This window comes from Pseudomonas sp. G2-4, assembly GCF_030064125.1.
In the GTDB taxonomy this organism is placed as follows: Bacteria; Pseudomonadota; Gammaproteobacteria; order Pseudomonadales; family Pseudomonadaceae; genus Aquipseudomonas.
This window is the reverse complement of record NZ_CP125957.1, coordinates 2,522,209-2,542,830: the sequence shown is the minus strand read 5'-3', so window position 1 is coordinate 2,542,830 and position 20,622 is coordinate 2,522,209. Positions and strand designations below refer to the sequence as shown.

General features: G+C 60.4%; 17 protein-coding genes and 1 pseudogene. 12 read left to right on the top strand and 6 right to left on the bottom strand.

Annotation, left to right across the window (positions count from 1 at the left end):
- Window positions 1-200 precede the first annotated feature (200 nt).
- The 3 genes from QNH97_RS11540 (at window position 201) to QNH97_RS11530 (ending at window position 3,877) form a co-directional block, all read left to right on the top strand.
- Window positions 201-2,090, top strand: a complete 1,890-nt coding sequence (locus QNH97_RS11540) for an ATP-binding protein (protein ID WP_283556924.1) — start codon at window positions 201-203, stop codon at window positions 2,088-2,090.
- A 99-nt stretch (window positions 2,091-2,189) separates the two neighbouring features.
- Complete coding sequence (locus QNH97_RS11535) at window positions 2,190-3,428, top strand: hypothetical protein (RefSeq protein WP_283556923.1); 1,239 nt, start codon at window positions 2,190-2,192, stop codon at window positions 3,426-3,428.
- 11 nt (window positions 3,429-3,439) lie between these two features.
- Entirely contained in the window at window positions 3,440-3,877 is a 438-nt protein-coding gene (locus QNH97_RS11530) for a type 2 periplasmic-binding domain-containing protein (RefSeq protein WP_283556922.1), read from the top strand.
- Window positions 3,878-3,899: 22 nt separating this feature from the next.
- Here QNH97_RS11530 and QNH97_RS11525 read toward each other — a convergent pair whose 3' ends face one another.
- Complete coding sequence (locus tag QNH97_RS11525) at window positions 3,900-6,272, bottom strand: putative bifunctional diguanylate cyclase/phosphodiesterase (RefSeq protein WP_283556921.1); 2,373 nt, start codon at window positions 6,270-6,272, stop codon at window positions 3,900-3,902.
- 219 nt (window positions 6,273-6,491) lie between these two features.
- Window positions 6,492-7,448, bottom strand: a complete 957-nt coding sequence (locus QNH97_RS11520) for a threonine dehydratase (RefSeq protein WP_283556920.1) — start codon at window positions 7,446-7,448, stop codon at window positions 6,492-6,494.
- Between the two features lie 102 nt (window positions 7,449-7,550).
- On the opposite strand from QNH97_RS11520, the gene QNH97_RS11515 reads away from it, so the two are divergent.
- The 5 genes from QNH97_RS11515 to phnE all read left to right on the top strand — a co-directional run bounded on the left by QNH97_RS11515 (window position 7,551) and on the right by phnE (window position 11,979).
- Entirely contained in the window at window positions 7,551-8,384 is an 834-nt protein-coding gene (locus QNH97_RS11515) for a helix-turn-helix transcriptional regulator (protein ID WP_502944520.1), read from the top strand.
- 364 nt (window positions 8,385-8,748) lie between these two features.
- A complete protein-coding gene (locus tag QNH97_RS11510) occupies window positions 8,749-9,600 on the top strand; it encodes a putative selenate ABC transporter substrate-binding protein (RefSeq protein ID WP_283556919.1) in 852 nt (283 codons plus the stop codon).
- On the top strand, window positions 9,597-10,394 hold the full coding sequence (locus QNH97_RS11505; protein ID WP_283556918.1) for a phosphonate ABC transporter ATP-binding protein: 798 nt from the start codon (window positions 9,597-9,599) through the stop codon (window positions 10,392-10,394). The genes QNH97_RS11510 and QNH97_RS11505 overlap by 4 nt, the downstream gene beginning before the upstream one ends.
- Window positions 10,388-11,215, top strand: coding sequence for a PhnE/PtxC family ABC transporter permease (locus QNH97_RS11500; protein WP_283556917.1), 828 nt, complete (start codon window positions 10,388-10,390; stop codon window positions 11,213-11,215). The genes QNH97_RS11505 and QNH97_RS11500 overlap by 7 nt, the downstream gene beginning before the upstream one ends.
- Window positions 11,212-11,979 (top strand): phosphonate ABC transporter, permease protein PhnE, encoded by a 768-nt coding sequence (gene phnE / locus QNH97_RS11495; RefSeq protein WP_283556916.1) that lies wholly within the window; start codon window positions 11,212-11,214, stop codon window positions 11,977-11,979. Before QNH97_RS11500 ends, phnE begins: the two co-directional genes overlap by 4 nt.
- Before the next feature lie 31 nt (window positions 11,980-12,010).
- Here the strand turns inward: phnE and QNH97_RS11490 are convergent, their stop codons facing one another.
- A complete protein-coding gene (locus QNH97_RS11490) occupies window positions 12,011-12,925 on the bottom strand; it encodes a S1C family serine protease (RefSeq protein WP_283556915.1) in 915 nt (304 codons plus the stop codon).
- 445 nt (window positions 12,926-13,370) lie between these two features.
- On the opposite strand from QNH97_RS11490, the gene QNH97_RS11485 reads away from it, so the two are divergent.
- Window positions 13,371-14,516, top strand: a complete 1,146-nt coding sequence (locus QNH97_RS11485; RefSeq protein ID WP_283556914.1) for a PDZ domain-containing protein — start codon at window positions 13,371-13,373, stop codon at window positions 14,514-14,516.
- A gap of 103 nt (window positions 14,517-14,619) precedes the next feature.
- Here the strand turns inward: QNH97_RS11485 and QNH97_RS11480 are convergent, their stop codons facing one another.
- A complete protein-coding gene (locus QNH97_RS11480) occupies window positions 14,620-15,543 on the bottom strand; it encodes a LysR family transcriptional regulator (protein ID WP_283556913.1) in 924 nt (307 codons plus the stop codon).
- Between the two features lie 112 nt (window positions 15,544-15,655).
- On the opposite strand from QNH97_RS11480, the gene QNH97_RS11475 reads away from it, so the two are divergent.
- The 3 genes and pseudogenes from QNH97_RS11475 (at window position 15,656) to QNH97_RS29475 (ending at window position 18,968) form a co-directional block, all read left to right on the top strand.
- Window positions 15,656-16,651, top strand: a complete 996-nt coding sequence (locus QNH97_RS11475) for an aldo/keto reductase (protein ID WP_283556912.1) — start codon at window positions 15,656-15,658, stop codon at window positions 16,649-16,651.
- 91 nt (window positions 16,652-16,742) lie between these two features.
- Window positions 16,743-18,047: pseudogene (locus QNH97_RS29480) on the top strand (FIST signal transduction protein); the annotation flags it as partial.
- A 3-nt stretch (window positions 18,048-18,050) separates the two neighbouring features.
- Window positions 18,051-18,968, top strand: coding sequence for a methyl-accepting chemotaxis protein (locus tag QNH97_RS29475; RefSeq protein WP_502944538.1), 918 nt, complete (start codon window positions 18,051-18,053; stop codon window positions 18,966-18,968).
- 62 nt (window positions 18,969-19,030) lie between these two features.
- On the opposite strand, the gene QNH97_RS11465 is transcribed toward QNH97_RS29475, so the two are convergent.
- Together QNH97_RS11465 and QNH97_RS11460 are read right to left on the bottom strand one after the other, a co-directional pair.
- Complete coding sequence (locus QNH97_RS11465) at window positions 19,031-19,723, bottom strand: type 1 glutamine amidotransferase domain-containing protein (RefSeq protein ID WP_283556910.1); 693 nt, start codon at window positions 19,721-19,723, stop codon at window positions 19,031-19,033.
- A gap of 93 nt (window positions 19,724-19,816) precedes the next feature.
- Window positions 19,817-20,512, bottom strand: coding sequence for a tRNA (adenine(22)-N(1))-methyltransferase (locus QNH97_RS11460; protein WP_283556909.1), 696 nt, complete (start codon window positions 20,510-20,512; stop codon window positions 19,817-19,819).
- Window positions 20,513-20,622: the final 110 nt, after the last annotated feature.

Genomic DNA, 20,622 nt, shown 5'->3' with positions numbered 1-20,622 from the left:
CGGCTGGCGCCGGTCCCTGGCGCCGAGCGCCTCCCTCCTCCTCAACATCCAGCTCACGCGTACTGGCAGGTACGGTTTGTGGTCTATAGTTCCTAGCAGATCCAGAGTCCTTTCGCTCGGCAAGCAGGAGCATGCCCCCCGAGCCGTAACCGTATCGCATACCCAAGAGCCTTCAATAGTGACCATGCAGGGAGCACACTATGCCGATCCAGCGGCCCTATTTACTGAGGTTGGCCTCTGGCATTACCCATTCCGCAGAGTCCGGTTCAAGCCCCAGGACCAGCCTGTTTCGGCGCAGCTTCGACCAAGCCAAAGAAGCCTACATTCTGTTCCCGCTGCTGGCCGTGCTCCTGTTGTTGGCGGTCTGGACGGCCACCCTGTACCTGATCAAGGTCGAACAGCTGCGCGCGCAGCAGAGCGCCGCGACGGCAAGCCTGGAAATGGGCGCCACGTACGAAGCGCAGATGTTGCGCGCCATTCACGAAATCGATCAAACCCTCAAGCTCGTCAAATACACCTTTGAGGCTGAGGGTGAGCCCAATCCGCTGCGCAAACTCCAAGAGCGGGCTTTGTTGCCACCGGCCTTGGTGTTTGACGTCAGCGTGGTCAATCCGGACGGAGGGCTCGTGGCGAGCACACGGACCCAAGACAGGGAAAATATCGCTGACCCCGATGAGCAGCAGGCGCTGCGGCAAAACGACTCGCTGTCGATCAGCCGCCCGTGGAAAAGCCCTGCCACCGGAGAATGGCGATTACGCTTTAGCCGCCGACTCAACGCGGCAGATGGCGCGTTTTCCGGAATTGCCAGGGTCGAAGTCGACGCAGCCTATTTCGTCAGCAGTTATGACGCCTCGAAACTGGGTGACCAGGGTGCCCTCGGGCTACTCGGCACCGATGGCATTTTCCGGGTACACCGTACCGGGGAAGCAGTATCGGCGGGCGATACGGTGGATTACACCGCAGTGGTGCCGGACACCGAAAATACTGAAGCCGTTCTCTCGGTCAACGGATGGGACGGTGTGCAGCGCTATACCAGCGCCCGCCAACTCTACGATTTTCCGCTGGCGGTGATCGTCGGGTTGTCCAAGGAAGAGCAACTGGCCGCGGTGACCCGCCAGGCCCACACCTATCTCTGGCGCGCTGCGGGGGGCAGCCTATTGCTGGTGTTGTTAGTGAGTCTGCTCGCCCGAATGAGCTGGCAATTGGCGCAAAGCCGTTTGCGCGCGGCCGAAGTCCAGACCCAACTGGCCGCTGCAGCCCGTCAGGCGGGCATGGCCGAAATCGCCACCAACGTCCTGCATAACGTGGGCAATGTGCTTAACAGCGTGAATATTTCCGCAGACCTGGTCACCCGCAAGCTGCGCACCAGCAAGGCCCTCGGGCTTGGCAAGGCGGTGCAGCTGATGAACCAGCATGCCGACGATCTCGGTGACTTCATCTCCCACGATGAGAAAGGCAAGCTTTTGCCTGGCTACTTGAATCAACTGGTGGAAGCCCTTGCGCTAGAGCAACAGAGCATGACCGACGAACTCGGGCAACTGACCAAAAGCGTTGATCACATCAAGGAAATCGTCTCTGCCCAGCAATCCTATGCGGGCGCATCCAGCATCGCCGAGACCGTGCAAATAAAGGCACTGATCGAGGATGCTTTGCGCATGAACGCCGGGATACTCGCCGCGCGCCAGATAACAGTGGTGCGTGACTTTGCAGACACGCCCTTGCTGCAGCTGGACAAGCACCGCGTGCTGCTGATCCTGGTGAACCTGATAAAAAATGCCAGCAGCGCGATGGATGACCGGCCAGAGCCAAGCCCGCAGATCACCCTTCACAGTGAGGTCCAGCAAGGCACCACCTTGGCTATCCAGGTCATCGACAATGGCGAAGGCATTGCGCCAGAGAACCTGACGCGGATTTTTGCCCACGGATTCACCACACGCAAAGATGGCCATGGTTTCGGGTTGCACAGCTGTGTGCTGGCAGCCATGGAGATGGGAGGCTCGCTGGAGGCCCATAGCGAGGGGCCAGGAAAAGGGGCGACCTTTACGCTCAAACTGGCGATCAACGCTTCTGATCAGGCCAAGTTTTCGTAATGCCAGCTCCTCGCATCCAGCAACGCCGAACAGCTTCCGCTGGTGGAGTCGTCTCTGAACGACAGGTGCTTTATTTTCCGATGAGGTCGCGGTGATCCTATGGTGGCAAGACTTAATACCCTGGCCCTGGCAGTAGCGACGTTGTATGTCTGCCCCGTCAGTGCCGAGGATTCAGAAAAGTCGATATTTTCGCTGAGCAGTTTTGGCACAGTAGGGATCGTTCACTCGAGCGACAATAAAGCCGATTACACCTCCAGTATCTTCAAGCCCAACGGTACAGGGCATACCCGCAATTGGAGCGCCGATGTCGATAGCCTGGTGGGTGCTCAGCTGACCGCCAATTTCTCACCGCAGCTTTCGGCCGTGGTGCAGGTCATTTCCGAGCAGCAATATGACAACAGCTACGAGCCCTCCATCGAATGGGCCAACATCAAGTATCAGTTCACACCGGATTTCAGCATGCGTGTCGGCCGTACGGTGCAGCCGGCGTTCCTGTTCTCCGATAGTCGAAAAGTGGGCTACACCCTGCCGTGGGTCAGGCCACCAGGCGAGGTATATAGCCTGATACCGGTCACGAACACCGACGGCATAGACCTCAGTTATAGGCTGCACTTTGGTGATCTCATCAATACGGTGCAGGGCAACTATGGTCGCAGCAATCCCCACATGCCCAATGACATGGGCGAGATCCTGGCCAAGGGCTCGTGGGGCGTTTCCAATCTGACCGAATATGGGGCCTTGACCACCCGCATCACCTACCTGGAGACCCACCTGACCGTGGAGTCTTTCAACCCTCTCTTCGATGGTTTCAGGGAATTCGGCGAGGAAGGCAACCGCATCGCGGACCGGTACGATACCAAGGACAAGCGCATGAAGTTCGTGGGCGTGGGGGCGATCTATGACCCAGGCAAATGGTTCGTCATGGGCGAATGGGGGCACTTCAACAGCGATGCAGTAATAGGTACGGTCAGCGCCTGGTACCTCAGCGGTGGATACAGGATTGATGAATTCACGCCCTATGTGACTTACGCGCGATCAAGAACGGACACCGAAACCTCTACCCCGGGTTTGAGCACATCGGCTTTACCGCCAGACTTGGCGGGTGCGGCAACAGGGCTAAACGCCGCGCTCAACTCGCTCATGGCCGCGAACAGTCGCCAGCAAACCCTGTCGGTCGGCATGCGCTGGGACTTCACATCAAATATGGACGCCAAAATCCAGTATGACCACACCCGCCTAGGCCCCCGGACAACCGGACCTTTAGTGAATCATCAGCCAGGCTACGAGCCCGGCGGCAACTTCAATTTGCTCAGCCTTTCTGTCGATTTTGTCTTCTGATGGAGCCGATCATGCGGTTCTTCAAACGCATTGGGTATGCGGTGCTAGGGACAGTCCTGTACGCAGGCAGCAGCCCCGTCATGGCCGATGTAGTGGTCGTGGTCGCCACTTCCAGTCCATTGAAAACGCTCGCGCGCAATCAGGTGGCGGATATTTTCCAGGGCAAAACCAGTCGTTTTCCCAGCGGCACACAAGCCATTCCAATTGACCAGACTGAAGATTCGCCGACCCGCGATGAGTTCTACTCAACGTTCACGGGCAAGTCCGCATCCCAGCTCAAGGCGCACTGGTCAAAAATCATCTTTACCGGCAGGGGCCAGCCTCCCCAGGCTGTTTCCAGCAGCGCCGAAGTCAAGAAACGGATCGCAGAGAATCCCGACACCATTGGCTATATCGACGCACGTGATGTGGACAGCAGCGTCAGGGCGCTGCCCATCGATCCGCAATGATGCTCATCAGCCCGTTGGGCCCTCAGGTATCGACACTCGGACTGGCCGCCTGGGCTTGTAGCAACACCTTGAACTGATCGGCCGGTACCGGCTTGTTGAAGTAAAACCCCTGGAACTCATCGCAGGCATTGTCGCGCAGGAAGTCGGCCTGTTCCTTGGTTTCCACGCCTTGGGCAACCACGGTCAGGCTCAGGGTCCTGCCCATCGCGATAATGGCCTCGGTCAAGGCTTTGTCTTCCGACACACTGCTGACATCACAGATAAATGAGCGATCGATCTTGATGGCGTCGAGTGGAAACTGCTTGAGAGCAGAGAGCGAAGAATAACCGATACCGAAATCATCAATGGCAATCCGGATTTTCAGGCGCTTGAGTCCGGTCAACACACTCAAAGCTCTTTTGACATCCTGCATGAGCAGGCTTTCGGCGATTTCGAGCTCCAGCAGACTCGCCTCCATACCGGTTTCAGCCAGTATCTCGGCCAGGTCGGCGAGTAAACGCTCATCGGCAAACTGCCGGGCCGTGAGGTTCACGGCGATCCCCAAATGTGGCAGTCCTTGCTGTTGCCAGGCAACGTTTTGCTGGCAGGCGGTCTTGAGCACCCATTTGCCAATCGGCACGATCAGACCGGTCTCCTCCGCCACCGGGATAAACTGCATCGGCGCGACGATACCCAGGTCGGGATGATTCCAGCGCAAGAGCGCTTCCATCCCAGTGATCTGGCCGCTGCGTATATCTCGCTTGGCCTGGTAGTGCAGCTGGAACTCATGGCGCTCCAGCGCGTGGCGCAAGCTCAGCTCAAGCGTCATCCGTTCCAATGAGTCCGCGTTGAGTTTCTCGGAGTAGAACTGAAAGTTGTTCTTGCCTTGCTGCTTGGCCTGGTACATCGCGATATCGGCGTTTTTCTTGAGTGTCTGCTCGTCCAGGCCATCCTGTGGAAAGACACTGATGCCGACACTGACGGTCACACGAAACTCCTGGCCCTGGAGGTTGAACGGCCGGGCAATGGCGCCCAGGATCTTCTGGGCGGTGGTCGCCACGTATTTGTCCTCGGACAGCTCCGGCAGCAATATCACGAATTCGTCGCCGCCCAATCGGGCCACCGTATCGCTGGCGCGCAGACAAGCCTTGAGTCGCAACGAGACTTCCTGCAGCAGTTGGTCGCCGGCATCGTGTCCAAGCGTGTCGTTGATTTGCTTGAAACGGTCGAGGTCGAGGAAAAGCACCGCCAGTTGCCGACGATAACGGCTTGCCTCGCTGATGCTCTGGCTCAACATCTTGCTGAACAGACTGCGGTTGGGCAGCGACGTAAGGCCGTCGTGATAGGCCAGATACTCGACGCTTTCGGCATAAGCGATTTTGGCTTCGGCGGCGCGCAAGCGGCTTTGCACCAGTTGCCAACTCATCCGGCTCAGCAGACTGACGAACAACACCAGCAACAGGCTAGCGCCCGCCGCCCGCCACAGGTAGGCGCGTGCCTGTCGCGTCACGGCGGCCAGTTGTTCTTCCTCGGACAGTCCGACAATCACCGCCAGCGGATAATCATAGAGTTGACGAGCACTGGTATAGCGGCGCACGCCATCCCATCCAGTGATCGAGCGGACGGCCTCGGTGTTTTCAGTGTCCGGCACCACCGCCGCGTAATCGACCTGGTCACCGGCCAGTATGGTTTCCCCGGTGCGCCGTGCCCGGAAAACACCGTCGACGCCCAACAAGCCGAGCAGGCCGTGATTGCCGAGTTTTGAGGCGTCGTAACTGCTGACGAAATAGGCCGCATCGACCTCGACCATCGCGATCCCGGCGAACCCGCCAGTCCCCGTATTCAGACGCCGGCTGAACCGCAGCTTCCACTCCCCCGTTGCCGGGCTTTTCCAGGGGCGGCTGATCGACAGTGCATTGTCACGCCACAGCGTTTGCGGCTCACCCTGGGCGATCCTGCTGCCGGCTTCACTCGCCTGCGTACTCGCAACGACCAGGCCGTCAGCATCGACCACGCTGACGTCAAACAGATAGGATGATGGCAATAGCGCGCGAGCCTTGAGTTTGGGCAGCGGATCCTGCTCCCCCTCGGACTCGTAGGTGTATTTGACGAGTTTGAGGGTCTGATCGATTTCACGCACGGCCCGCAGGATCTGCGCTTCGTAGGTGGCGCCGATTTCCAGGCTCGCCTCGGCGATGCCCCGCTGCGCGCGAACCTGTTCGACCTTGATCAGGTAAAGGGTACCCGCCCACAGGGCCAGCAACAGGAGAACGGCCAGCAGCGGGAACAGAATGTAGGCTTCTTTGGCTTGGTCGAAGCCGCGCCGAAACATTTTTTTCGGGGGACCGGAAATGGCAGGCTCGGAACTGGCGATACCGGGGGCCGACCTCAATATGTTCGACCGTTGGATCGCCATGGTGTGCTCCCTGCATTGTTCATGACTGACGGCTTGCGGGTATCCGACGCAGTGACGGCACGAGGAGTCTGTCGTTCCCGATCGCCCCCCACGCAAGGATTCCGGCTCTGGTAAAAACTATAGACTACAAACTGCGCCTGTCGTGGCGAGGGGATTTATCCCCTCGCCACGAGGTTCTGTGTCGATTAGCTGATCGGCGTTAGCCTGCGCGGCCCTCACTCACTCAATCACTTTGGCATACACCGGCCTGTCTACATTCCCGCCGGACAGAATCACAGCCACCCGCCTTCCCGCCATCGTTTCACGCTCCTGCATGAGCGCGGCCAACGCGGCCGCACCGGCCCCTTCGGCGAGGTTATGGGTGTCGGTGTAGTAGACGCGCATGGCCTCGGCAATTTCCTGGTCGCTGACCGACACGATCCGTGTCGCCGCCGCCGCGTAGATGGCGAAGGCCTCGGGGATCGGCTTACGCACGGCAAGGCCGTCAGCAAAGGTGTTGGCCGAAGCGGTTTCGCAGAGTTCTCCCGTTTCAAACGATAACTTTGCCGCCAAAGCCTCAGTGGAAACCACCCCCACCACCCGGGTTTTCAGGCCCAAGGCATCACGGGCGGCAATCACCCCACAAATCCCCGATCCACAGCCAATCGGCACGTAGACGGTATCCAGGTCCGGCGCAGCCTTGAACAGTTCAAGCGCATAAGTGGCCACGCCTTTGACCAGCTCGATGTGAAACGGCGGCACCAGGTAGAGGCCATGCACTTGCGCCAGGCGGGCAGCCTCTTCGCGGGCCTCGTCGAAATCGCGGCCGCACTCAACCACCTCGCCACCAAAGGCGCGCATGGCATTGTTCTTTTCTACCGAATTGCCTTCTGGCACCACGATCAACGCCTTCAAACCCAGCGCGTTCGCCGACAGCGCCAGGCTCTGCCCATGGTTGCCACGGGTGGCGGTGACCACGCCTTTCACGTCTGGGTGAGCGTGTTTGAGCCAGTGCATGAAGGTGATGCCGCCACGCACCTTGAAAGCACCGGTAGGGGTGTGGTTTTCGTGCTTGACCCACACCGTGCAACCCAGCCGCTCAGCCAGCAAGGGCCAAGCGTATTGGGCGGTTGCCGGCATGACTTGGTAGACAGCGTGGGCAGCGTGTTCAATCGCGTCGAGCGTCAGTCTGTGCATGGGTGACCTCCAGGTTTTGCCCAGTCTAGAGACGGACGCCATACGACGGCTTTCAGAAAACTGACCTGACTTTTGTGCCCACTCTTCTCTACTATGGGCTGCATGAGCCATCGAAATCGCCTGCCGCCCTCGCCCCCACCGGAACCGGTCCGTCGAATCGAGGCCGGCCCATGGGCGATCGAATTGTTACCCGGCTGCGCTTATGCGGCGCGATATGTCGCGACCCAAGCGGCGATCGGCTTTGCCTTCGACAGCCAACGCGGCGTGCATGCCATTGGCAGCGACCGGGTGCAGCCCTTCGAGGCCATGCCCAATGGCCTGGCCTTCGTCCCGGCTGAGTGTGACGTATTCTCCGAATCACCCAGCGGCGGTGAATACCTGCGGGTCATGCGTACGGACGGTCTTGCGTTGGTAGGGAATCGGGCATTCAACAACCGTATCGATCAGCAAGCCATTACCCTTGCACAGCGCATTCGCGGCGCGTTGTTGCAGGCATCGATAGAGGACGATTGGGAAGCCTGGGCACTCGGACTGGCTGAACGGACGCTGGATCACCAGGCGTTGTCGAACCCGCCCCCAGGCTCTATCACTGGCAACCGGCTGCGCCTGCTCGATGAGTTCATTGACGCGGGTCTCGACGGCCCGCTGAGCGTGCCGGCGATGGCGGGATTGCTCGGTTTGTCCGAAGGCTATTTCATGCGCGCCTTCAAGCACGCGACGGGCAAAAGCCCCCACAGCTACCTGATCGACCGACGCCTGGCCAAGGCCCGAGCCTTGATGCGTGATTCAACAGCCAGACTGGTGGAGATCGCCCACATTTGCGGCTTCAATTCCCAGGCGCACATGGCAACGGTCTTCAAGCAACGCCTTGGGGTCAGTCCGGCGCAGTTGCGTAGTCAATGGTCGACGGCTTACCGGGCAATCCTCCCTACTTGAATTTCAATCTACCTGTTTATTTTTTGATCGTCTGTTGAAACGCTCCAACCGCCTGGTCGCGGCGCGGTTATCCACAGACATACTCACGGTTTTTCTGGATAACTAGGGGATCCGACGCTCACTTGCGCTCTGTCCACCAGCCGTTGCACCCATCCGGCATCCTGCTCGTTGACCGTGGCATAGCAAGAACTGCTTGCATCATAAGCCTGGGCTTGTAGGATCCCGGCGGTGCGATCAACAGAGATTCATCGGGTCGACCAAAAACGGTCGATAGGGCTCCCATTCGTCTACCCTCACAAAGCGCCATGCCATCCACCCCGCCTGGCGCTTAAACATTCTTGCGTTAATGTACCGGAGATCTTCCATGCTCAAGCGTTCCCTGACACTGGCCGTCGGCTTGACCCTGTCTTTTTGCACCCTGCTGACGCAGGCCGCCGACACGCTGAAAGTCAGCGCGATTCCCGATGAAGCCCCGACCGAACTGCTGCGCAAGTTCAAGCCGCTTGGCGCGTATCTGGAGCAGCAAACCGGTATGAAAGTCGAGTTCGTGCCCGTGAGCGACTATCCGGCCGTGGTCGAGGCGCTGGCCACCGACCGGATCGACATGGCCTGGCTGGGCGGCTTCACGTTCGTACAGGCACGCCTGAAAACCGGCAATGCCATTCCGTTGGTACAACGTGAACAGGATGCTCAGTTCACCAGCAAATTCATAACCGCCGATCCTGCCGTGAAATCCCTCGCCGACCTCAAGGGCAAGACCTTTGCTTTCGGCTCGGTGTCTTCGACGTCAGGCAGCTTGATGCCGCGCTATTTCATGCTCCAGGACGGCATCAAGCCGGAAACCTATTTCAGCCGCGTCGGCTATTCGGGCGCCCATGATGCCACCGTTGCCTGGGTCCAGGCCGGCAAGGTCGATGCCGGGGTTCTCAACGCCAGTGTCTGGGAAAAACTGGTCGCCGCCGGCAAGGTCGACACCACCAAGGTCAAGGTGTTTGCCACCACCCCGGCTTACTTCGACTACAACTGGACGGTGCGTGGAACCCTCGACCCAGCACTGGCCGCGAAGATAAAGGCCGCGTTCCTGGCCCTCGATCCGGCGAACCCGAAGGACAAGGAAATCCTCGACCTGCAAGCCGCCAGCCGCTTCATCGAAACCAAGCCTGAAAACTACAAGGGCATCGAGGAAGCCGCACGCGCCGCCGAACTGCTCAAATGACATTGCACCTGACCCAGGTCAGCCTGTCCCACGCCAACGGTGTCCAGGCACTGCGTGGCGTGGAGCTGCACATTACCGCCAACGAACAGGTCGCCATCATCGGCCCGTCCGGCGCGGGCAAGTCGAGCCTGCTCAACGTGCTGGGCGTCGCCCTGCGTCCGGGTGACGGCGAAGTGCAGGTGCTCGGCGAGCGAGCCTGGCAATTGTCCGCCCGCCAGCGCCAGCGTCTGCGCGCCCGCATCGGCCTGATCCATCAATCGCCTCCCCTGCCGCCGCGCCAGCGCGTGGTCACTGCGGTTCTGGCCGGCAAGCTGGGTCAGTGGAGCATGGGCAAGGGTCTGCTGAATCTGTTGCACCCGCTGGACATTCCGGGCGCGCGCGCGGCATTGTCCCGGCTGGACCTGGGTGACAAGCTGTTCGCGCAATGCCAGCAACTCTCCGGCGGACAGCTGCAACGCGTTGGCATCGCCCGCGTGTTGTATCAAGCGCCCGAGGTGCTGCTGGCCGATGAACCGGTATCGGCCATGGATCCGGTATTGGCCGAGCACACGCTGTCGGTGCTCTGTCGCCATGCCCGGGAGCACAACGTCACCCTGGTCGCCAGCCTGCATGCGGTGGAGCTGGCCCTGGCACATTTTTCGCGGATCATTGGCCTGCGCGATGGACAGATCCTGTTCGATTTGCCGGCCGATGCGGTCGACCGCGAGCTGCTCGACAGGCTCTACGCCAATGAGCAGCTGCAATCTTCGCCAGCACCAGTGCCTACCTTGAGTGTGCAGATTCCACGATGCTGAAACACGATACCCGCGACCCTGCGACCGGCCCTCGCCTGCTGCTCAGCCTGCTGGCGCTTGTCCTGCTGTGGCCGGGCATTCACTTCAGCGAGTTGGACCTCAGCGTCCTGCTGGCCAGTGATAGCCAGAGCGAGATGGGCCGGTTTGTATCCGCCTTCTGGCCTCCGGCCCATGGCGAGGAATTCATCGAGCTGTTGTTGCAAGCCACCTTGCAGACCCTGGCCATCGCCACGGCGGGGATGGCCCTGGCGTTGATGTTGGCCGTTCCTGCCAGCTTGCTGGCCAGCCGTGCCCTGTCGCTGTCGGCGGCCTCCCGTGCCGGCCGTCCTGGCCATTGGGGGCACCTGCTGCGTTGGCCCGTACGCGCCCTGTTGATCTTCCTGCGCAGCGTGCCGGAGATCGTCTGGGCCTTGCTTTTCGTGCGCGCCGTCGGCCTCGGCCCGACGGCTGGGGTACTGGCCATTGCCATTACCTACAGCGGCATGTTGGGCAAGGTCTACGCGGAAATCTACGAGTCGGTCGACCAGCGTCCAGCCCACGCGCTGTTGCAGGCCGGCAGCGGCCGACTCGCCGCCTTCTGCTACGGGATCCTGCCCAATGTCGCGGCGGAGTTGTTGTCCTACACGGTGTACCGCTGGGAATGCGCCATCCGCGCCTCGGTGGTGATGGGCTTCGTCGGCGCCGGTGGCCTGGGCCAGCAGATGGATCTGTCGTTGCGCATGTTCGCCGGCGGCGAAGTGGCCAGTTTGTTACTGACCTTCCTCGTCCTGGTGCTGCTCGCCGATCAACTCAGCCGTCTGCTGCGCTGGAGGCTGGCATGAATCGGCTGATCAACGCGATCATCGTCCTGTGCATCGGCGCAGCGGTCGTCGCCTCGTTCATCTACCTGGGCATTGACCTCGGCGAACTCGGTGACAGTGGCAACCTGACTCGGATGGGGGCTTATGCCCAGCGCTTCCTCAGCCCGGACCTGAGCCCAGGTCACCTGCGAGCAATCGGCCACGGTGCCCTGGAAACCCTGGCCATGTCGGCCATCGGCACGCTGCTCGCCGCGGTATTGGGCCTGCTATTGGCCTTGCCCGCCGCCGGGCGCTATGGCTGGCCTTTCCAGAGCGCCGCGCGCCTTGTGCTCAATGCCTTGCGCGCGGTTCCGGAACTGGTCTGGGCCGCGCTGATGGTCCTGGCCGCCGGGCTCGGTCCCAATGCCGGCACCCTGGCGTTGGCCCTGCACACCACGGGGGTGCTCGGCCGGTTGTTCGCCGAAGCGCTGGAAAACACCCCGCCGCAACCCGCCGAAGCCATCCGGTTGCAGGGCGGCAATGCGGTGTTGGCGTTCTGCTACGGCACCCTGCCGAATCTGCTGCCCCAGCTACTGGCCTATGTCCTGTACCGCTGGGAAAACAACATCCGCATGGCCAGCGTGCTCGGCTTCGTCGGCGCCGGGGGCTTGGGGCAAATGCTCTACGTCAGCCTCAGCCTGTTCCAGGAAGCGCAAGGCAGTACAGTGATTCTGGCGATGCTGGTGCTGGTTCTGGCCGTCGACACGCTGAGCAGCTGGAGCCGGCAACGCTGGGTCAAGGCCTGACTGCTGGCGCACCTTCACGATGGGAAATTGCTCAAGGGCGCCACGTCGTGCTTTGTAGATAGGGGAATTGCTTGAGCATCACGGCGCGAGTGGCTTGCGCCCCCTGCTGGGTTTCGGTGCAGTTAACCGTCGCGGAATAGCTGCGCATGGTCAGCATGAAACTTTCGATACCCAGGGCTTGGCATTGCTCGCTCGCCCCGATTGGCTGGCAGAACATCGGCTGCATGGCCACGTCATAGCCTTGGGATCGCGTAAATGCCTGGAACTGCGGCATGATGAGGCGAGCAGGTGTACTGCTCAGTCCTGCGCCTTGCCAGATCTGGGTGATAACTCCCCTGGGTGGGTAATCACTCAACCCTTGAGCCTGCCTGGCATCGAACAGTGCAAAACAGAAAGAACTGTTTGGCGCATGATTGCCGGTCGGCGTTGACGGTGGCGTGGCCAGGGGTTGGCTCGGCAGCTTCGCGACGCTTGCCGGAAGCTGAGGCGCGACCGAAGGTGTCGCGTCCGATGAGCCGCCTACTTCCACCAGTACATCCAGGGGCGCGCGGTAACGCCACACCCGTAGCGGAGCGGTGAACCCTGGTTGAATACGGCTGGCTACGGCCGTCAGCTCGGCCGGGCTATTGACCGCAGTCCCCGCGACTTCCAGAACGATATCTCCCGCCAACATCCCTGCTTTTTCAGCACCACCTCCCGGCACCGGACCCAAGACCAGCACGCCGCTTACAGTGGGCAAGCCGAACTGCTTAGCCACCGTCGGTGTCACGGCGGTGATGTGCAAGCCCAAGCGTCCCTGCGAAGCCGCCACGGGTGCAGGCGTTGCCACTGGAGTCACAGCACTGGGGGAAACCAATGCCGTGCTTGGCGCCGGCGAACTGCCGGCGGAGCAGTCACGCTGGGTGGCGACCTGCTGGATAACCAGTGTGGTGGGATCGTTGGCCATGCTGGGATATTGGTCATACCCGCGCTTGGTCGCCAGAAAGGTTTCGCAGTCCATTGCGAAGTAAGTGGCAGGGTCTCTTGCTTTTCGCAGGTACTCCGCAGTTTCGGCTCGCTCCGCTGCGCTGTACATGGGATTGACGCAAGACGCCAACAGAGGGACGAGGGCAAGCGATATTGCAATGCGTTTTGTCGACATGGTCATCCTGATACGGGTGGCGCTTTAAGGGAAATCGGACCCAACGATTGTTTGGCCACCGATCTGCCAACGCCCAGCTTATGCGCTTGGACGGTGGAATCTGCCCAGCAGCAGCGAGCGATTAGACCTCGCTTACGCCGCGCCTAGGAAGCATAGCGCCTGGCCGACCATAAGATGCTCTATATAGAAGACAAAGGCGATATGCCATTATGCTGAAAAATCGACTTGAGCACTCCATCAGGGAACAGCAATGTTTGCGAACACCTTTAAAATAACGACACGGTTTGCCATTGCAATGTCTCTCACCGGCCTGGCTGGCTGTGCGTCTGATGGTGGCCTGGGCGAGGCGGCAGTCGTAGGCGCCATGCTCCTGCCCATGCCCGCGGGCGTAGACAGCAGCGTAATGACCGCCGCCATTGGCGTGGCAGCCACGGCCTACGTCGCCTCATCGTTGGCCGATACGGGCTCTCCCACCGTCTCTCCCGCGCCCGTAGCCATGGCAGCGCCACAAGCCCAGCCACCCGTCAATTTGCAAAAGCTGGTGACCCGGGAGACGCCTGACCGCTATCGCTCCAAGTCATGCGGTTACATTGAGACGGCCCTCAGCGAGGTGCCTATGTACCAGGCGAGCGCTGAGCCGCTCATGAAACAGGTCGCAAGTGCACGAAAAGAAGCTGCCAGCCAGGTATGGCTTGAGAAGGGCTGCCAGGCGTCCAACTTGCCTCGCGGCAAAGTCGGCATGAGCATTGATACCGTTGATCCACAACGGGCGATGGCCTTGTCGCTTCCCCCGGCTGGCGTGGTGGTCCTGGCGATTGTTCCTGGTGGCGGTGCCCAGCAAGCCGGAATGCTGTCTGAGGACGTCGTCGTGGCGGTCGATAATCAACCTATCGCCGATTCAATCGATTTCAGGCTCGCGGTTGCAAAAGCGGAAATCGGCGCCAAGGTGAATTTAAAGGTGTGGCGTGCCAGCGCGTTTAGAATCGTTCCTGTGGTCGTCAGCGCGGGAGGGACTCCGATCCCCGTGGTATCACAGTCTGCCGTTCCCGCTGGAGGGTTGTATTGCCACGCACTTCTGGCCACTCAACACACATACGGCGCCACCACCAGCCCGGTCAAACTGATCCCGGGCGTGGCGGATGCAGGGATGCAAGCCTCGCTGATGAGCTACATCGCCAAAGTGAAGCAAGAGCAGCCCAATGTCTGGGGCAATTTCAACTTCAAGCCTGGGCTTTGTTCACCGGGCGCGGTCGTTTGTATGGCCGAGGCCAAAGGACCGTCAGGGAAAACTCAGAACGCCTTCGAGTTCTGCCACCCGACGCAAGCCAAGGCGGATGCGGAATTGAGCCAGATGCACCAAGGGGATCCACAAGCAGTCACCGTCGATTGGCCTTGAGCGACAACAGCCCTCTTTCCTCATGCCGGCCGACTATGCACCCTCGCGATGCAGTCGGCAGGCCCGGAAAGGGTCGACGATAACCTCGGTATTACCCGCCAGCCTACGTCCTGACCATCAACGCCTCCTGGGCATCCGCCGCCCCGTGCAACAACTCAATCACCCAGTCGATAAAGACCCTCACCCGTGGCGACAGCTGTCGATGCGGCGGATACACCGCTGAAATCGGCCACAACGGCACACCATATTCGCCCAGCACTTGCACCAGCCGTCCCTCGTCCAACTGTCGCTGGACGTGGTAACGCGGTACTTGAATCAAGCCAAATCCCGCCTCACAAGCCGTCACGTAGGCGTCAGCGTTGTTGACGGTCACCTCGCCCGGCAATTGCAACTCGCGCACCTGCCCCGCCACTTCGAACTCGAATGGGAAAAATCGTCCATTGCCCGAGGCAAAGTTGATTGCGCGATGGGCCGGCAAATCTTCCAACCGCTGGGGCGTACCTGAGCGGGCCAGGTAGTCTGGGCTGGCGCAGGTCAGTTGCCGTAGCCGCACAATGGGCCGTGCCACCAAGGCCTGATCGACGATGTTGCCGGCCCGTATCGCACAATCCACGCCCTCACGTTGCAGATGGACTTGCCGGTCGTGAAAGCCGAGGTCCAATTGCAGGCCAGGGTAGCGTCGATAGAAATCCGCCAGGTGCGGCAGGATCCAGGTGCAACCAAAGGTGATGGGCATGTCCACCCGCAAGGTGCCGCGGGGCTGACTGCGTTGGACCGACAGCGAGCCTTCGAGGTCATCGAGATCGTCCAGCAATTGGCCACAGCGCTGATAGTAGGCTTCGCCATCGAGCGTCGCGCGCACCTGCCGTGTGGTGCGCTGCAATAGCTGTACGCCCAGGTGGGTTTCCAATTGCTGAATCAGCAGACTGACGGTCGCCCGGGGCAGGCCAAGGTCATCGGCCGCCTTGCCAAAACCGCCCAGTTCGACGATGCGCCTGAACACCTGCATTGCCTGTAATCGGTCCATGGCCCGGCTCACTGTTTAGATATTACGAATAGTTAAACCAAAAATCTCGGGTTTATCCAGAAAATAGCTTATTGGAGACTGAACAGGTCATTTACTTCCTAGAGCAATCAGCATGATCACCCGCCAACTCGGCCATCGCGGCCCACATGTTTCGATCATCGGCCTGGGCTGCATGGGCATGTCGGACTTCTACACCACGGGCGTCAATGAGCAAGAGGCTATTGCCACGCTCCACCGCGCCGTGGAATTGGGCGTAACCCTGTTCGATACCGCCGACATGTATGGGCCGCACACCAACGAAGAACTGCTCGGACGCGCCCTGCACGGCAAGCGTGAACGCATTTACCTGGCCACCAAGTTCGGCCTCGTGCGCAGCAGTGATCCCCATGCCCGCGGCGTCAATGGGCGCCCTGACTACGTCCGGCAATCTGTCGAAGGCAGTCTCAAGCGACTCAACACCGACTACCTCGACCTCTACTACCAGCACCGCATCGACCCTCAGGTGCCGGTCGAAGAGACCATCGGGGCCATGGCCGAATTGGTCAAGGCCGGCAAGGTCCGCCACATTGGCCTCTCGGAAGCCAGCGCCGAGACCATCCAACGGGCCCATGCGGTTCATCCACTGGCGGCGGTTCAAAGCGAATACTCGCTATGGTCCCGTGAGCCTGAACACAATGGCGTGCTCGATACCTGTCGGCGCCTGGGCATTGCCTTTGTCGCCTACAGCCCCCTGGGCCGCGGCTTTCTGACGGGCGAACTGAAGAGCCCCGACGACTTCGACGCCGATGACTATCGCCGCTTCAGCCCGCGCTTCCAGGCCGACAATTTCAATCGCAACCTGGCGTTGGTGGAGCGGGTCAAGGCGTTGGCGGTGAACAAGCACATCAGCGCTGCACAACTGGCCCTGGCGTGGGTCTTGGCTCAAGGCGATCACGTCATCCCCATCCCGGGAACCAAGCAGCGAAAATATCTGGAGAGCAATGTGGCGGCCGCCGGGGTGACGTTGAGCGCCGATGAGTCGGCTCATCTGGACGACATTTTTGCAACCGAAGGGGCGGTGGCCGGCGATCGATACGCGGCTCAGACGATGACTTTACTGAACGGCTGATCGAGTCGCTGGGTTTCTCCTGAAAGGTGTACGAAAGTCTCTAATCAATTGGACGCGGTCAACACAGACGAAATGGCACTGTGGGCCGGGGATGGAAATCGATAATTTGAAGCTGGTTATACGCAGAGGATCCTGCACAGGCATTGCTGCTCAGCCTGAACGCCGCCAGGCGCCTCTGCGTAGCCACCGCTGCCAAGTTCACTCCTGCATACCCAGCCGTGGCCGATACAGAGTAAGGCCTCTGCACGTATACCTTGTATGCGTCACGTCGCACTCAACGAGTCCAGCCATGAACCTACTGAATCTCTTCAAGAAGGCCCGAGCCCACACTCAAGGCGCCGCAAGCGTGGTTTGCACTGCAAGTGGGCTGGACCAGGCGCTGGCCAACGTGCGCGTAGACCCGGTGCTGGTGACCGGATTTGTTTCCCCTCACCTGGACATCGACCAGATCGCCGCCAAGGTCAAAAAGCGCTTCGCCCACAGCGCCATCAGCCTGTGCACGACGTCAGGCGAGCTGTGCAACGGCGCTAACGCGCTGTACTGCCAGACCGGCGAGACGTGGGACCGGGTGGTGCTGCAACTGTTTGATGCCAGCGTGATTGTCTCGGCCGAGGTAGTGATGGTGCCGCTGGAGTGCGAAGACATTCGCGGTGGGGGTAAACGCCTGGCCATGCGTGAGCGCATCGCCAAACTGGTGAGCAACATCAAGCGGGCGCAAGTGAACACACCCATAGACCATCGCGACACCTTGGCCTACGTGGTGTTCGACGGTCTTTCGGCATCCGAGTCGTTCTTCATGGAGGCGCTTTATGAGTCCGGGCGCTTCCCTTGCCTGTTCGTCGGCGGCTCTGCCGGGGGCAAACTTGATTTCAAGAAAACCCTGATCAGTGACGGTCAGCGCAGTTATCAGAACCATGCGCAGATCGTTTTCCTCAAGACCGCAGCGGATGTGCGCTTCGGGGTCTTCAAAAGCCAGAACTTCCAACCGGCCGGGCTGACGTTCAGCGTGTTGACCGCTTCCGTGGAAGACCGCACCATCGACCAGGTCATCGACAGCCGCGGCAACATCAAGAGCATGGTGCAGGCGCTGTGCGACGCATTCGAATGCACTGCCCAGGCGCTGGAAAAGAAACTGGCGGATTATTCATTCGCCATCCGCGTGGGCGAAGAGCTGTTCGTGCGCTCCATTGCCCGCATCGACTATCAACAGCAAATCATCCAGCTGTTCTGCGACGTCGCGCCCGGCGAAGAGCTGGTGATGGTCAAGCGCACGCCCCTTCGCGAAGCGACCCGCATCGACTACGAGAAATTCCTCAAGGGCAAAGGCGGTCGGCCGGTGGCAGCAATCCTCAACGACTGCATCCTGCGTCGGCTCAACAACAGCAACGAGCTGGGCAGCATGGCCGATATTTTCGGTGATGTGCCTTTGGCCGGCTTCTCGACGTTTGGTGAAATCCTCGGCCTGAACCTGAACCAGACGCTCACAGCGATTTTCTTCTTTCGGGTCACCAAGGGCGTCAGTTTCAGCGACGAGTACGTCGATAACTTCATCGCCCACTACGGCGAGTTCAAGGCCTTTTTCCTGCGCCGCCAGATCAAGAAGCTGGCAGGTCTGAACCATGTCGTGGTCAAGCAGATCATGGCGTTCAAGATGAAAGACTTCAGCAGCGCCTTGGACAGCCGCGGCCTCGACAGCACGATCCTGCCCGTGTTCAACGGTCTGACGGACCTGGGCCAGGTCTTGGCCCACGCCAGCCAGCAGCAGGAGGAAATGGCCACGCAAATCAAGCATTACTCGGGTGAACTGCACCTGTCGATGGATGACCTGACGGGCACTATAGATCGACAAAACACCGTCGCCGAGCAGGCCGGTACGACCGTGGAGCAGCTTGCCACGCAAGCGGGCGAAGCGGTGGTCGGCGCACGCGCGCTGGCCAGTTCGAGTTTGCGTATTCAGTCAATCGTGCAAGTGATTCAGCAAATCGCCGGACAGACCAACCTGCTGGCCCTGAACGCCGCCATCGAAGCTGCCCGGGCGGGTGAAATGGGCAGAGGTTTCGCGGTGGTGGCGGACGAAGTGCGTAAGCTCGCGGAAATCACCCGCAAGAATGCCGCTGAAATCGGCGTGGACATCGACCTGTTGTCAAAAGAAATCCAAGGCGTCGCCCAACAGATCGAGGATCAGTCTGTAGCCGTGAGCGCCCTGCGCGAAATGCTCGATGTCCTGGAGGACTCAAGCCGCACCACCGAAGGCACGGCGCAGCGCACGAAGACCATCGCTGATACCTTGACCGGACTGGCCCATGCCAATGCTTGAGCCGCTATCCGCGGTTCTTTGATTGGCATGCGCGTCCGGGCCAAGGTGATCTCAATGTCGACTCAGGCTGTCTGTTCCTGCTCGAGCCGCTTGAGCAGCGCTTTGGCGGCGGCCTCGGATGAAGCCGGATTCTGGCCCGTGATCAGATGTCCATCCTCGACCACATAGCTGGCCCAGTCCGCGCCCTTGGAATATTCGCCACCTTTTGCCTTGAGCATGTCCTCCACCAGAAACGGCACCACCTGCGTCAGCCCGACGGCCTCCTCTTCGGAGTTGGTGAAGCCGGTGACTTTTTTGCCCTTCACCACCGGCTGGCCATCCGGGGCTTGAACGTTCTTGAATACGCCAGGGGCGTGGCAAACGGCGGCCACGGGTTTGTTAGCGGCATAAAAAGCTTCGATGAGGGTTTTCGAATCAATGTCTTCGGCCAAGTCCCAGAGCGGTCCATGACCTCCGGGATAAAACACGGCGTCGAAGTCATAGGGATCAATCTCTCCCAGCAGCACCGTATTGGCCAACGCCGCTTGGGCCGTGGTGTCGGTGCGAAAGCGACGAGTCGCCTCGGTTTGGGCGTCCTCTTCATCGCTTTTCGGGTCCAGCGGTGGCTGTCCGCCCTTGGGGGAGGCGAGCGTGACTGTCGCCTGGGCCTCGACAAACACGTAGTAGGGAGCAGCGAACTCTTCCAGCCAAAAACCGGTTTTCTTGCCGGTATCACCCAACTGATCGTGGGATGTAAGGACCATTAAAATGTTCATGTGAGCCTATCCTCCAAGTGTAAAAAGGCAGCGCGGGGTCGTCCTGCATTACCTTCAGAGGCTGCGCTGGCGTAGACGTTCCCCCCCATTGGGTCAAGCCAGCAGCTCAGTGATCCACCGGGCCTGCCGGGCGACTTCCTGGATTTTTTCCTCGGGCACGGCCTGGCGCGCCCGGGCAAAGTGAGCCAGGGTCCGCTGTTTCACGCGCAGAATTCGCTGCCACTTGCTCAGGAATGCCGGACTGCGGGCCTGCATCTGCAGTGGGCCGAAGTACAGTTCCTCGGGGCTATACAGCACCGGCCCGGCGCGCTCGGCGACGATGATTTCGTAGTCGAAGCGATTTTCCCGCAGCAGTTCCTCGAAAAGGATGCGGTAACCATTTTCCATCAGCCATTGGCGCAGGGGCTGCTCACCACCGTTGGGCTGCAGGATCAACCGTTCCTGGCCGCTCAGGCGCGCCTTGCCGTTGTCGAGGATGTCGCGGATCGTCTCGCCGCCCATGCCGCAGATGCTGATGGCCGTAACGCCGTCTCCCGGTTCGATCGCCGCCAGGCCATTGGCCAGGCGCACGGTGATGCGCTGTTCCAGGCCGTTCTCGGCCACGGTACGTTCGGCCGAGCGAAACGGCGTCAACGCCACCTCACCGGCCACCGCCGCCACGATGGCTCCACGGCGCATCAACGCCACCGGCAGGTAGGCGTGATCCGAGCCGATATCGGCCAGGCGTGCGCCGGCTGGTACCTGTGCCGCCACACGCTCCAGGCGCATGGACAATGTCTGTTCGTTCAACTACAGCCCCTTTTTTCACCACGAACGTCCAGCACCTGTGGCCGGATCGGGAAACGATTCTGTCGAGCAACGCCGGGCATTTCAAATGCCTGCGAAGAAAGCGGAACCTG

What these genes read in the sequence shown, in the direction of transcription:
- QNH97_RS11540 (WP_283556924.1), top strand. Translation starts at nt 201, where the DNA reads ATGCCGATCCAGCGGCCCTATTTACTGAGGTTGGCCTCTGGCATTACC.
- QNH97_RS11535 (WP_283556923.1), top strand. Translation starts at nt 2,190, where the DNA reads ATGGTGGCAAGACTTAATACCCTGGCCCTGGCAGTAGCGACGTTGTAT.
- QNH97_RS11530 (WP_283556922.1), top strand. Translation starts at nt 3,440, where the DNA reads ATGCGGTTCTTCAAACGCATTGGGTATGCGGTGCTAGGGACAGTCCTG.
- QNH97_RS11525 (WP_283556921.1), bottom strand. Translation starts at nt 6,272, where the DNA reads ATGGCGATCCAACGGTCGAACATATTGAGGTCGGCCCCCGGTATCGCC.
- QNH97_RS11520 (WP_283556920.1), bottom strand. Translation starts at nt 7,448, where the DNA reads ATGCACAGACTGACGCTCGACGCGATTGAACACGCTGCCCACGCTGTC.
- QNH97_RS11515 (WP_502944520.1), top strand. Translation starts at nt 7,551, where the DNA reads ATGAGCCATCGAAATCGCCTGCCGCCCTCGCCCCCACCGGAACCGGTC.
- QNH97_RS11510 (WP_283556919.1), top strand. Translation starts at nt 8,749, where the DNA reads ATGCTCAAGCGTTCCCTGACACTGGCCGTCGGCTTGACCCTGTCTTTT.
- QNH97_RS11505 (WP_283556918.1), top strand. Translation starts at nt 9,597, where the DNA reads ATGACATTGCACCTGACCCAGGTCAGCCTGTCCCACGCCAACGGTGTC.
- QNH97_RS11500 (WP_283556917.1), top strand. Translation starts at nt 10,388, where the DNA reads ATGCTGAAACACGATACCCGCGACCCTGCGACCGGCCCTCGCCTGCTG.
- phnE (WP_283556916.1), top strand. Translation starts at nt 11,212, where the DNA reads ATGAATCGGCTGATCAACGCGATCATCGTCCTGTGCATCGGCGCAGCG.
- QNH97_RS11490 (WP_283556915.1), bottom strand. Translation starts at nt 12,925, where the DNA reads ATGGCCAACGATCCCACCACACTGGTTATCCAGCAGGTCGCCACCCAG.
- QNH97_RS11485 (WP_283556914.1), top strand. Translation starts at nt 13,371, where the DNA reads ATGTTTGCGAACACCTTTAAAATAACGACACGGTTTGCCATTGCAATG.
- QNH97_RS11480 (WP_283556913.1), bottom strand. Translation starts at nt 15,543, where the DNA reads ATGGACCGATTACAGGCAATGCAGGTGTTCAGGCGCATCGTCGAACTG.
- QNH97_RS11475 (WP_283556912.1), top strand. Translation starts at nt 15,656, where the DNA reads ATGATCACCCGCCAACTCGGCCATCGCGGCCCACATGTTTCGATCATC.
- QNH97_RS29475 (WP_502944538.1), top strand. Translation starts at nt 18,051, where the DNA reads ATGGCCGATATTTTCGGTGATGTGCCTTTGGCCGGCTTCTCGACGTTT.
- QNH97_RS11465 (WP_283556910.1), bottom strand. Translation starts at nt 19,723, where the DNA reads ATGAACATTTTAATGGTCCTTACATCCCACGATCAGTTGGGTGATACC.